This is a genomic window from Azospirillum sp. Sh1 (assembly GCF_008365135.1).
GTDB classification, from domain to species: Bacteria; Pseudomonadota; Alphaproteobacteria; order Azospirillales; family Azospirillaceae; genus Azospirillum; species Azospirillum oryzae.
In genome coordinates this window covers 28,149-40,052 of record NZ_VTTK01000034.1, presented here as the reverse complement: position 1 = coordinate 40,052, position 11,904 = coordinate 28,149, and the positions used below count along the sequence as shown (strand labels likewise).

Below are 11,904 nucleotides of genomic sequence, written 5' to 3'. Positions count from 1 at the left end.
CGAACGGCGCGCCCGCGGTCCGGTCCCGAAGGATCCGGATCGCAGATGCGCCTGACAGGGCGGCGCATCCTACACCGCCGCGGTGCGAAGTGCCGCCCCCGTTCCCGTCATGTCAGGAAAATGTGACACGCAGAGGGCGCCCGCAAGAAGGCGTCGGCACAAAGGGGGTATTTCGGCGGTCCGGCCCCGTTTCAGCTCCGCTGGGTGCCGTGCAGCCAGCGGAAATAGGCGTCGATGGTGCGGGCCAGCCCTTTGCCCAGACGCTCCCGGTGGCCGGAGGAGGTCAGCAGCTTGATGTCACGCTGGTTCGACAGGTATCCCATCTCGATCAGCGCCGACGGCACGTCGGGCGCGGTCAGCACGGCGAAGCCGGCCTGCCGGTGCGGCCGGTTGGGGATCAGCGGGACTTCGCGTCCGAGATTCTGCAGCGCCAGCGTGGCGAAGCGCTTGGAATGGTTCATGGCATCGCGCTGGGCCAGGTCGATCAGGATGTTGGCGACCAGCTTGTTCTCGCCCGACAGGTCGAGCCCGACCAGGGCGTCGGCCCGGTTCTCCTTGGCGGCCAGCATCTCCGCCTCGCGGTCGGACGCCTTGTCGGACAGGGTATAGATCGACATGCCGCGCACGTCGCCGCTGCTGATGCTGTCGGCATGCAGCGAGATGAACAGGTCGGCGCCGGCCTCCCGCCCGATGGCGACGCGGTCGCGCAGGCGGATGAACACGTCGCTGTCGCGGGTCAGCTTCACCCGGTAGCGGCCGGTCGCCTCCAGCTGGCGCTTCACCTCCTTGGCGGTGGCGAGCGTGATGTCCTTCTCATAGATGCCGCCGACGCCGATGGCGCCGGGGTCCTGGCCGCCATGGCCGGGGTCGAGCACGATCAGCGGCTTTTCCGCCACCGTCGGCGGCTTGTTGTCCGGCAGCGGCGGGGCCACGGGCAGCGCGGCGGGGATCAATTGGGCCGGCGGGATCGGCGGCAGCGGCGCGAAGGGCGGCGGGGCCGAGACGGTGGCATTGGGTTCGGCAGCCGGCGGCGAAGGCTGCGGAGCCGGAACCGGCGCCGGAACCGCCATCGCCGACGAGACGATGGACGACATCGTCAACGGGCTCTTGCCGGTAACCTCTTTGGCGTCCTTCCCGGCCGCGGCGAGCTGCCGGAATTCGGCCGCCGAGATCTTCTCCAGGTCGAGCACCAGGCGGGGCTGGTGGCCGTCGCGCGCCGGAATCATGTAGCCGTCGCGCAGCCGGGCCGGGCCGACCGTCTCGAAGGTCAGGCGCGTGCCGCGCGGGCCGCCCGCCGCATGGTGGTAGCGCGCGACCACTCCCTTGCCCTCCACCGGCAGCGCGCCGCCGGGCCAGATCAGGTCGGGCAGATCGACGATGATGCGGTAGGGATCGGCGGCCATCGACACCGTGAAGGACACCGTGTCGCTCAGCTCCAGCACGAAGCGGGTCTTGTCCGGATGGATGCCCAGCCGGGCATCGACCACCGCCGTGCGCGGCGGCGCCGACGGCAGGGCCGCGGTGGTCTGCGCCCTCGCCGCCCCGGTCGCAGCGAAACCGATCAGCCCCAACACCAGCAGTACCGGCAGAACCAATCCGAGAACGCGCATCGCCAGGCAACGCGCCGAAGCGGTGGCGGACGCGGCGGCTGTGGTCGGGCGGGGCGGCCGTGGCATCGAGACTCCTCGGCGGCTGAAGGGGCGCGAAACAAGGCGGTGGACGCTCAGCTATAGCCTAGCCAATTCAACGCTCTCAACGCGGATCGTCAGATCTCGAGTCAATTCCGGACGGGGGTGCCGTTCCTGCAACAGTGAGCATGAGCGTGGCAGCCGGAAGGTCCGGATGGGCTGCCGCGGTGGAAGCGCGCACCGCCGCTTCCCCGCGACGAACTTGTTCGCCGAATCGGCGCATTTCCGCGTTGTGCAAGAGGGATCGCTTGTCTATGGTATCTTTGCGACAGACCGCAATTCGCCAGACCAGGGTCGGACTCCCAAGGTGAGCGCCGATTCGCTGATGCCGGGACCAACCTCCCAGGATCAGCCGATCGCCGGTCACGGGGCTTACCCAAGGGGCTGCGGCGTCGCCCCCGACACCGCCTGTCCGGCCATCCGCGCCGGAGGGACGTCGCGGGGTGGCGCGTTCGGGTTGGCGGTGAGAGGACGAAACCTCGAAGCTGGCTGTGGCCGCAAGGCGGCAGCCCGGCGCGTGTCGACCGGGCCGTCCTGGCTGCTCTCGTCAGCGCCGTTCGGCGGTTCCGGTCCGTCGTGCCGTATGCTTCGCCCACAACAGACGCTGCGTCCAGGCGGCCCGACCGGTCGCGCGGGTTCCCTGGGTCGCGCCGTTGAGGACCGTATATGGCCAAGCGCATGCTGGTGGACGCCACGCACCCGGAAGAAACCCGGGTCGCCGTGGTCAATGGGAACCGGCTGGAAGAACTCGACTTCGAGATCGCCAGCCGCAAGCAGCTGAAGGGCAACATCTACCTGGCGAAGGTGACGCGGGTCGAGCCTTCGCTTCAGGCGGCCTTCGTGGAATATGGCGGGAACCGCCACGGCTTCCTCGCCTTCTCCGAAATCCATCCCGACTATTACCGCATTCCCATCGCCGACCGCGAGGCGCTGCTGGCCGAGGAACGCCGCCTGGAAGAGCAGGCGGAAGCCCGGGCCGAGGCCGCCGCCGACGGCGCCGTGATGGGCGAGCCGATCCGCCCCGAGCAGGTGGTCGAGGAATGGTCGCCGATGCCCTCCCCCATCGCGCCCGAGGCGTCGGATGAGGAATACGGCGACGACAACGGCGCCGAAGACACCGAGTCCGGTGATGAGCAGGCCGCCCCGTCGGAGGGCGCCGCCCAGGCCGATGCCAAGAATGCCGCCCAGGACGCCGACGCCCCCGACACGCTGGGCGGCGACGAGGACGAGGAGGCGGAGACCCAGCGCCGCCGCTCGCGCCCGCTGCGCTCCTACAAGATCCAGGAAGTGGTGAAGCGCCGGCAGGTCATGCTGGTGCAGGTGACGAAGGAAGAGCGCGGCAACAAGGGTGCGGCGCTGACCACCTACCTGTCGCTGCCGGGCCGCTACTGCGTCCTGATGCCCAACACCGGCCGTGGCGGCGGGATTTCCCGCAAGATCACCAACCCGGCCGACCGCAAGCGCCTGAAGGAAATCCTGTCGGATCTCGACATTCCCGACGGTATGGCGGTCATCCTGCGCACCGCCGGGCTGGAGCGTTCCAAGCCCGAGATCAAGCGCGACCTGGAATATCTCCTGCGCCTGTGGGACGACATTCGCGAACAGACGCTGAAGTCGTCGGCGCCCTGCCTCATCTATGAAGAGGCGAACCTGATCAAGCGGTCGATCCGCGATCTCTATTCCAACGACATCGACGAGATCTGGGTCGAGGGCGAGGCCGGTTTCCGCACGGCGCGCGAGTTCATGGACATGCTGATGCCGGGCCATTCCCAGCGCGTCCAGCTGTACCGCGACAGCCAGATCCCGCTGTTCCACCGCTATCAGGTGGAAACGCAGATCGACGCCATCCATAGCCCGGTGGTGCAGCTGCGCTCCGGCGGCTACATCGTCATCAACCCGACCGAGGCGCTGGTCTCCATCGACGTCAACTCCGGCAAGTCGACCCGCGAGCGCAACATCGAGGAAACCGCCTACAAGACCAACCTGGAGGCCGCCGACGAGGTGGCGCGCCAGCTGCGTCTGCGCGATCTGGCCGGCCTGATCGTCATCGACTTCATCGACATGGAGGAGCCGCGGAACAACGCCGCCGTCGAGCGCCGCATGAAGGAGGCGATGAAGAACGACCGGGCGCGCATCCAGCTCGGCCGCATTTCCGCCTTCGGCCTGCTGGAGCTGTCGCGCCAGCGTCTGCGTCCGTCGCTGCTGGAGACCAACTTCGAACGTTGCCCGCACTGCTCGGGCACCGGCGTCGTCCGTTCGGTCGAATCCGCCTCGCTGCACGTGCTGCGCGCCATCGAGGAAGAGGGCATCCGCAAGCGGTCGGCGGAAATCACCATCTACGTCCCGACCTCGATCGCGCTCTACATTCTCAACCAGAAGCGCGGTGAACTGGCCAAGATCGAAGAGCGTCACGCCTTCAGCGTCATGGTCCAGGCCGACGATACCCTGATCGCCCCGGATCACCGTCTGGAGCGCAACAAGGCCCGCCTGCCCGACGAGGAAGGCCCGCTGGTCAGCGCCGACCGCGTGATGGCCGAGACCGACCGCGCGCTCGCCGCCGAACCGGTCGAGCCGGTGGAGGAGCCGGAAGCCGAGGTCGAAGCCGCCCAGGTCGAGGAGACCGCCGAGCGTGCCGAGACCAACGGCGACGGCAATGGCGAGGACCGCCGCCGCCGCCGCCGCCGCCGCCGCGGCCGTGGCCGTGACCGCGAGGAAGGCCGGGCCGAGGGCGATACCGCCGAGGGCGAGGGCGAAACGGACGAAGCCGGTCAGGAGACCGAGGAGACCGCTCTGCCGGTTGCCGCCGAGGCGATCCCCGGTGCCGCCATCTCCGAACCCGCCACCGACGCCGACTCGGCTGACGCCGAAGGCGAAGGCGACGACGAGGACGAGGACGGTGAGGACGAGACCGGCGCCGACGCCGGCGAGCGCAACGGCGAAGGCCGCAAGAAGCGCCGCCGCGGCAAGCGCGGTGGCCGTCGCCGGTCGCGCCGCGAGGGTGCGGAAGGCCTGGAGGGCGGCGAGGACGCCGGCTCCGAGCAGCCCGCCGCTCCGGTTCAGGCCACTCCGGCTCCGGCAGCTCCGGCCGAGGCGAGCGACCTCGACTGGATCCTGGCCGGCGATACGGCCCCGGCGGCCGACGAAGCTCCGGTTCCCGTGCCCGCCACCAAGCCGCCGGTGACCGCTCCGGCTCCGGCCGAAGCCGCCAAGGCCCCGGCCAAGAAGGCCTCGCGCAAGCGCAAGGCCGCTGCCGAGGCTCCGGCCGAGGCTGCCCCGGTGGCTGCCCCCATGGCCGCTCCGGCAGTTGCGGAAGCCCCGGCCAAGGGCCGCAAGCGCAAGGCCGCCGCTGCGGTCGAAGCGCCGGCGGAAGCCGCTGCCGAAACCGCGCCGGTCAAGAAGGCCTCGCGCAAGCGCAAGGCTGCCGCCGAAGCCCCGGTGGAGGCTGCTCACGTGGCCGCTTCCGCCGCTGCCGAAGCGCCGGCCAAGGGCCGCAAGCGCAAGGCCGCTGCCGCCGCCGAAGCCCCAGCGGAGGTCGCGACCGACAAGGCTCCGGCCAAGAAGGCGTCGCGCAAGCGCAAGGCCGCTGCCGAAGCTCCGGCGGAGGCCGCGCCGGCCGCCGCCGCGCCGGCTCCGGTGACCCAGCCCGCTCCGGCTGCCGAACCCGCCAACGAGCCGGCTCCCGCCGGTGACGAGGACGAGGCGAATGCCAAGCCGCGCCGCGGTTGGTGGAAGCGGTAAGCCCAACGGCCCAACCGGGACCTCTGGAACGGGAAAAGGCGCCGCAAGGCGCCTTTTCCTTTTCCCGGACGTTATCACCCCTGCCACAGGACAGGTCGGACCATGAGCAAAGCCTTCACCCGCGAGAACGACACGCCGGAAGACGACGACCTCGACGAACAGGCACCGCTGCCGCAGGGCTTCAAGAACTACATGACCCCGCCCGGCTTCCAGCGCATGCAGGAGGAACTGCGCCACCTGCTGCGGGTGGAGCGGCCGAAGGTGGTGGAGGTGGTGTCCTGGGCCGCCGGCAACGGCGACCGGTCTGAGAATGGCGACTATCTCTACGGCAAGAAGCGCCTGCGCGAGATCGACCGCCGCATCCGCTTCCTGAACAAGCGGCTGGAATCGGCCGTGGTGGTCAATCCGCAGGACCAGAAGAACCGCGAACAGGTTTTCTTCGGCGCCACCGTCACCTATGCCCGCGAGGATGGGTCCGAGAACACCATCACCATCGTCGGCGCCGACGAGGTCGACCCCGACCGCGGCCATGTCAGCTGGATCTCCCCCATGGCCCGCGCCCTGTTGAAGGCGCGGGAAGGCGATCTGGTGGACGTTCGCACGCCGGCGGGGATCGAACAGGTGGAGGTGCTGGAAATCAGGTACGCGGGGTGAGGAGTGGTTGTGGCGCGGTGCCCCCTCCCCATCCCTCCCCCGCTTCGCGGGAGAGGGGGTAGGACGCTTGTCAACGTGAGCTATTCGCGAAGCGGCGGAGTTCCCTCTCCCGCGAGAGCGGGGGAGGGTTAGGGAGGGGGCATCAGTGCCGAGACTTTACTCCGCCGCCGGCTGGTAGATCTCCCCGCCCGACTCGCGGAACTTCTGCGACATCTCGGCCATGCCGGACTCCGCGGCGTCGCGGATTTCCTGCGTGATCTTCATCGAACAGAATTTCGGCCCGCACATCGAACAGAAATGCGCGGTCTTGGCCCCTTCCGCCGGCAGGGTCTCGTCGTGGTAGGCCATCGCCGTGTCGGGGTCGAGCGACAGGGCGAACTGGTCGCGCCAGCGGAAGGAGAAGCGGGCGCGCGACATGGCGTCGTCGCGCAGCCGCGCCGCCGGGTGGCCCTTGGCAAGGTCGGCGGCATGGGCGGCGATCTTGTAGGCGATGACGCCGGCCTTCACGTCGTCGCGATCCGGCAGCCCAAGATGCTCCTTCGGCGTGACGTAGCAGAGCATCGCCGTGCCGAACCAGCCGATCATCGCCGCGCCGATGGCGCTGGTGATGTGGTCGTACCCCGGCGCGATGTCGGTCACCAACGGCCCCAGCGTGTAGAAGGGCGCTTCGCCGCACAGCGCGATCTGCTTCTCCACATTGTGCTTGATCTTGTGCATCGGCACATGGCCCGGCCCCTCGATCATCACCTGAACGTCGCGCGCCCAGGCGATCTTGGTCAGCTCGCCCAGCGTCTCCAGTTCGGCGAACTGCGCGGCGTCGTTGGCATCGGCCTGGCTGCCCGGCCGCAGGCCGTCGCCCATCGACAGCGCCACGTCATAGGCGCGGCAAATCTCGACGATGTCGGCGAAATGATCGTAGAGGAAATTCTCGCGATGATGGGCCAGGCACCATTTGGCGATGATCGAGCCGCCGCGCGACACGATGCCGGTCACCCGCTTGGCGGTCAGCGGTATGTGGGCCAATCGCAGGCCGGCATGGATGGTGAAATAATCGACGCCCTGCTCCGCCTGTTCGATCAGCGTGTCGCGGAACAGCTCCCAGGTCAGGTCCTCGGCCCTGCCATTCACCTTCTCCAGCGCCTGATAGATCGGCACGGTGCCGATGGGAACCGGGGAATTCCGCAGGATCCACTCGCGGGTCTGGTGGATGTCGGCGCCGGTGGACAGGTCCATCACGGTATCCGCACCCCAGCGGATCGACCAGACCATCTTCTCCACCTCCTCCTCGATCGAGGAGGTCACGGCGGAGTTGCCGATGTTGGCGTTGATCTTGGTCAGGAAGTTGCGGCCGATGATCATCGGCTCCGACTCGGGATGATTGACATTGGACGGGATGATCGCCCGCCCGCGCGCCACCTCGTCACGAACAAATTCCGGGGTGATGAAGTCGGGGATCTCGGCGCCGAAATCCTCGCCGTCGCGCGTTGCCTCCAACGCGGCGGCACGGCCGAGATTCTCGCGGACGGCGATGTATTCCATCTCCGCGGTGACGATGCCGGCACGGGCGTAGGCCATCTGGGTCACCGCGCCGCCGTCCTTGGCGCGCAGCACGCCGCTGTCGGTGGTCTCGACGTCGCCACGGGCCAGGATCCAGTCGCGGCGGTGCTTGGCCAACCCGGCCCGCACGTCGATGGCGACCGACTCGTCGGTGTAGGGACCGGAAGCATCATAGACGGTCAGCGGCGGCTCGCCGCCCGACAGCGCGATCTCGCGCATGGCGACACGCAGATCGGGAAAACGCGTGCCGGGCACATGGATTTTCCGCGACGACGGCAGCGGGCCGGTCGAAATGCGGATGGCGTTTTCGTTGAAGTCCTTAGGCATTGGGTTTCTCCGTCGGAGTTGGGCGGACAAACCCGGGACTGCGGACGGAGGTGCGGTATCTTCGTGCGGGCCATGCGCCCCGGAAATGTGGGGCCGATACGGCCGGACGGGGCGTGGTCGGCCCGTCACGAGGTCCCTCCCTTCGCCGGTATGACCCGGATCAGGTTCGAAGGGTCACCACGCTGCCGGCGACGCTTGGCGCCGTCCGGCCGTTGGTATCTCAGCCCCCTGTCGGGACCCCCCTGGAATGCGCCCATCCTGCCGCCGGCGGACGCACCTGTCAAAAGGAAAGCGCCGCGGACCATCCGCCTGCCATATTGTGGAAACGCGTCACATCCAGCGTTTCGACCGCACATAGACCATCGGCAGCAACGCCGACAGCAGCATCAACCCGAGGGCGCTGGCATAGCCGAAGGGCGAATCGCTGCCGGGCATGTCGGTGAAATTCATGCCGCCGATGCTGGCGACCAGGGTCGGCGGATAGAGCAGAACGGTCAGCACCGACACGATCTTGACGATCTCGTTCTGCTCGACGTTGATCTGTCCCAACGCCGTATCCAGCGCCAAAGCGACCTTGCCGGCCAGGAAACGGGCATATTGGTCGAGCCCGCGCAGGTCCTGCAGCGTGGTCTTGGCCCAGCGCCGCGTCGCCTTGCCCGAATTCCAGCCATCGCCGCGCGCCAGGAAATCGGTCATGCGGGTAAGGCTGGCTAGACTGACCCGCGCCTTGCCGATCAGATGCCCGGCATGGCCGATGCGCTTCAGCGTCTGCGCATCGTCCAGCGTTTCGCCGCGCGAGCGCAGCTTGCGCCCGCGGAAATGGCGGCGGTTCAGCGCATCCAACTCCACCCCCGTCCGCCGCAGCACGACGGAGGTCCGGTCGATCATCCCATCCACCAGCGCCGCCAGAACCAGCTCGCCACGGGCGGCCGAGATCTCGCCATGGGTGGCGCGGCGGCGGAAGGCCAGCAGCGCCTGCGGATCGATGTCGTGGATGGTCACCAGCCGCCGCCCGGCCAGCACGAAGCTGACGGTGGCGATGCGCGGCTCGTCAGTGTCGGCCCAGACCAGCGCGGTGACGGTCATGGTCAAGGCGCCGCCGGCCATGCGCAGACGGCTCGATTCCTCGATCTCCGCCATCTGCTCTCGGGTAGGCAGGCCGGTGCCGATCAGCACCTCCGCACGCGCCAACTCTTCGGACGTCGGATTGATGAGGTCGAGCCACACGGCGGAGTCGGGCAGCGGCGCCGCCTCGTCCGCGGCAGCCTCCCTGGCCCAGCGGAGCAGACCGCCGTCATTGACGAAGACATGCAGCAAGGCGGTGCTCCTTGCGTAAATCGAGACGGCGTTACGTCAACCGACCGCCGCGTCTCGGCTTCGCGGGCGGTTGCGCAGGCGGCGCCTTCTCCCCGTCATCGAGGTCCAGCGCCGCGCCCTCGGCCTTCAGCGCCTGTTCCAGCTTGCGGCGGAAGGCGCCGCCATCCCGCTTGGCGTCAAGGAAATGGCCGACCGCCTCCTTCGCCGCGTCGCTGTCATAGGGGACCTTGCCCAACGCCGCCAGCCTGGCGCGCTCCACCAGCTTCGGGTCCATCTTCTCACGGATGGCCTTCATCTGGCGGAGCAGGTCCTTGCGCAGGTCGCTCATCGGTCCCCCGTTTACGGAGTCAGGCCTTGCCGATCAGGGTGCCGGCACCGCCCTCGGTGAAGATCTCCAGCAGTAGGGCATGCGGCACCCGGCCATCCAGGATAACAGCGGCGTCGACGCCCTGCTCCACCGCGCTGATGCAGGTTTCGATCTTCGGGATCATGCCGCCCGATGCGGTGCCGTCGGCGATGGCCTTGTGGGCATCCGCCAGCGACATCTTCTCGATCAGCTTCTTCTCCTTGTCGAGCACGCCGGCCACGTCGGTCAGCAGGAAGAAGCGCGCCGCCTTCACCGCCGCCGCGACCGCACCGGCCGCCGTGTCGGCGTTGATGTTGTAGGTGTCGCCGTTCACGTCGAAGCCGACCGGCGCGATCACCGGGATGACGTCCGACTTGGCGAGGGCCTGCAGGATCTCCGGGTTCACCTTATAGGGTTCGCCGACGAAGCCCAGGTCCAGCACCCGCTCGATGTTGCTGTCGGGGTCGCGCTGCACGCGCTCCAGCCGGCGGGCGGTGATCAGGTTGCTGTCCTTGCCCGACAGGCCGACGGCCCGGCCGCCGGCGCTGTTGATGGCGGCGACGATCTGCTTGTTGATGGAGCCGGCCAGCACCATCTCGACCACCTCGACCGTCTCCTTGTCGGTGACGCGCAGGCCGTCGATGAAGCTGGACTTGATCTTCAGCCGCTCCAGCATCTGGCCGATCTGCGGCCCGCCGCCATGGACGACCACCGGGTTGATGCCGACCTGCTTCAGCAGGACGATGTCGCGCGCGAACAGCTCCGCCAGGCCGGCGTCGCCCATGGCATGGCCGCCGTACTTGATGACGAAGGTGCTCCCGGCATAACGGCGCATGTAGGGCAGCGCTTCGGACAGGGTACGGGCCTTGGCGAGCCACTCGTCACGGGTGGGAGTCTGCACGGGAGGATGCCCTTTGTCGGGGTGGACGGTTGGGCTTCTTTAACGGAAAGGCCGGCCGGTTGCCTAGGGGGCAATTTAACGGTCACATACCCCCGCGCCGGCCACCCGTGGCCGCGGCCGCCGTGCCGCCGGCCGGACGCCACCATCCGGCCAGCCGGGTCATCGGCTGCGTCAGCGCAGTGACGGCCACCGCCATCAGCACCATCGCCGAAAAACAGGGGCCGGACAGCACGCCCGCCTCAAGCAGGACGGTCAGAACGATAACCTCCATCAGCCCCTTGCAAGGCATGAGCGTGCCGAGCCTCAGCGCGTCCGGCCAAGTCTCTCCGATCAGCCGGGCGGGCAGCGCGGTGCCGGCCATCTTGCCGGCCAGGGTCGCGAGGCTGGCGAGCGCGAAGACCGTCCATTGCGCCGGGTCGTCGAGCGTCAGAGTCACCTTCAGCCCGGTCAGGGTGAAGAAGAATGGCAGCAGGATCAGGGTGGAGAAATGCTCCAGCCGGTCGAGTATCGCCGCGGCGTAGCGGCGCGGCATGGCGCTGCCGGCGATGAAGGCGCCCAGGATATAATGCAGACCGATCAGTTCGGTGACCGCCGCCGACGCCAGCAGCGCGGCACAGGTCACCACCACCGCGGTGTCGCCCATCCGCCCGTCCGGCGCCACCCGTTCCAGCAGGCGGTCGAGCAGCGGGCGCACGACCAGGACCGTAACCCCGACATAGGTGAAGCCGAGCAGCCCGACTTTCGCAACCGCCCAAGCGTCCCCGCCACCGGCCGTCGACCATGCCAGAACCGCGGTGATCAGCAGCCACAGCAGAGCGTCGTTGACCGCGGCATAGCCCAGCGCCAGACGCCCGACCCGGTCGCCCAGCAGATCCATCTCGCGCAGGATGGCGCCCAGCACCGGCAGGGCGGTAACGCCGACACAGATGCCGAAGCCGGCGGCGAACAGGCCGGGGGTGGCGTTCGGCCCGGTCATGGCGGGAAAAGCGCCGGCGAGCCACCAACCCAAGGCTCCGCCCAGCAGGGTCGGCACCAGCATGCTGGACAGTGCGACGGTGGCGAAGGCTCCGCCCCGGCCGCGGAACTCGGCGGGATCGAGATGCAGGCCGGTCAGGAAGGCGAAGAAGACCACGGCCATCAGGGCCAGACCGGACAGCGGCGCCAGTGCCGCCGGCGCGAACAGCACGCCCCACAGCTCCGGCACCAGCCGCCCCAGCAGCGACGGACCCAGCGCCACCCCGAACAGGATCTGGATCACCACCATCGGCGCGACATGGCGCCCGCCGCCAAGCCGCCAAAGCAGAAAGGGCCCGGCGATCAGCAGCAGGGCCTGGATCAGGAACAGCAGCGCGGGAGAGACACCACCCATCGCCATG

Annotated in this window: 8 protein-coding genes and 1 riboswitch; of the genes, 2 read left to right on the top strand and 6 right to left on the bottom strand. The window is 68.7% G+C overall.

The window, feature by feature from the left end; all coding sequences use genetic code 11:
* Positions 1 to 191: 191 nt before the first annotated feature.
* Positions 192 to 1,676, bottom strand: a complete 1,485-nt coding sequence (locus tag FZ029_RS25800) for an N-acetylmuramoyl-L-alanine amidase (protein ID WP_149272544.1) — start codon at positions 1,674 to 1,676, stop codon at positions 192 to 194.
* 678 nt (positions 1,677 to 2,354) lie between these two features.
* On the opposite strand from FZ029_RS25800, the gene FZ029_RS25795 reads away from it, so the two are divergent.
* Together FZ029_RS25795 and greB are read left to right on the top strand one after the other, a co-directional pair.
* Positions 2,355 to 5,426 carry a ribonuclease E/G gene (locus FZ029_RS25795; RefSeq protein WP_149272543.1) on the top strand — a complete coding sequence of 1,024 codons (3,072 nt, stop codon included), beginning with the start codon at positions 2,355 to 2,357 and terminating at the stop codon, positions 5,424 to 5,426.
* A 102-nt stretch (positions 5,427 to 5,528) separates the two neighbouring features.
* The gene (gene greB / locus FZ029_RS25790; protein WP_149272542.1) at positions 5,529 to 6,080 is read left to right on the top strand and encodes a transcription elongation factor GreB; all 552 of its coding nucleotides are present in this window, start codon (positions 5,529 to 5,531) and stop codon (positions 6,078 to 6,080) included.
* A 156-nt stretch (positions 6,081 to 6,236) separates the two neighbouring features.
* Here the strand turns inward: greB and thiC are convergent, their stop codons facing one another.
* From thiC to FZ029_RS25765, 5 genes are all read right to left on the bottom strand, one after another.
* The gene (thiC, locus tag FZ029_RS25785) at positions 6,237 to 7,964 is read right to left on the bottom strand and encodes a phosphomethylpyrimidine synthase ThiC (protein WP_149272541.1); all 1,728 of its coding nucleotides are present in this window, start codon (positions 7,962 to 7,964) and stop codon (positions 6,237 to 6,239) included.
* Between the two features lie 120 nt (positions 7,965 to 8,084).
* A riboswitch (TPP riboswitch) is annotated at positions 8,085 to 8,218 on the bottom strand.
* Between the two features lie 76 nt (positions 8,219 to 8,294).
* Positions 8,295 to 9,281: a CorA family divalent cation transporter gene (locus FZ029_RS25780; RefSeq protein ID WP_149272540.1), complete on the bottom strand. Its 987-nt coding sequence runs from the start codon at positions 9,279 to 9,281 to the stop codon at positions 8,295 to 8,297.
* 31 nt (positions 9,282 to 9,312) lie between these two features.
* Positions 9,313 to 9,609, bottom strand: coding sequence for a hypothetical protein (locus FZ029_RS25775; protein WP_149272539.1), 297 nt, complete (start codon positions 9,607 to 9,609; stop codon positions 9,313 to 9,315).
* Positions 9,610 to 9,628: 19 nt separating this feature from the next.
* Positions 9,629 to 10,528 carry an acetylglutamate kinase gene (argB, locus tag FZ029_RS25770; protein WP_149272538.1) on the bottom strand — a complete coding sequence of 300 codons (900 nt, stop codon included), beginning with the start codon at positions 10,526 to 10,528 and terminating at the stop codon, positions 9,629 to 9,631.
* An 82-nt stretch (positions 10,529 to 10,610) separates the two neighbouring features.
* Positions 10,611 to 11,903: a cation:proton antiporter gene (locus FZ029_RS25765; protein WP_247892502.1), complete on the bottom strand. Its 1,293-nt coding sequence runs from the start codon at positions 11,901 to 11,903 to the stop codon at positions 10,611 to 10,613.
* Position 11,904 lies beyond the last annotated feature (1 nt).

What these genes read in the sequence shown, in the direction of transcription:
- FZ029_RS25775 (WP_149272539.1), bottom strand. Translation starts at nt 9,609, where the DNA reads ATGAGCGACCTGCGCAAGGACCTGCTCCGCCAGATGAAGGCCATCCGT.
- thiC (WP_149272541.1), bottom strand. Translation starts at nt 7,964, where the DNA reads ATGCCTAAGGACTTCAACGAAAACGCCATCCGCATTTCGACCGGCCCG.
- FZ029_RS25800 (WP_149272544.1), bottom strand. Translation starts at nt 1,676, where the DNA reads ATGCCACGGCCGCCCCGCCCGACCACAGCCGCCGCGTCCGCCACCGCT.
- greB (WP_149272542.1), top strand. Translation starts at nt 5,529, where the DNA reads ATGAGCAAAGCCTTCACCCGCGAGAACGACACGCCGGAAGACGACGAC.
- FZ029_RS25795 (WP_149272543.1), top strand. Translation starts at nt 2,355, where the DNA reads ATGGCCAAGCGCATGCTGGTGGACGCCACGCACCCGGAAGAAACCCGG.
- FZ029_RS25765 (WP_247892502.1), bottom strand. Translation starts at nt 11,903, where the DNA reads ATGGCGATGGGTGGTGTCTCTCCCGCGCTGCTGTTCCTGATCCAGGCC.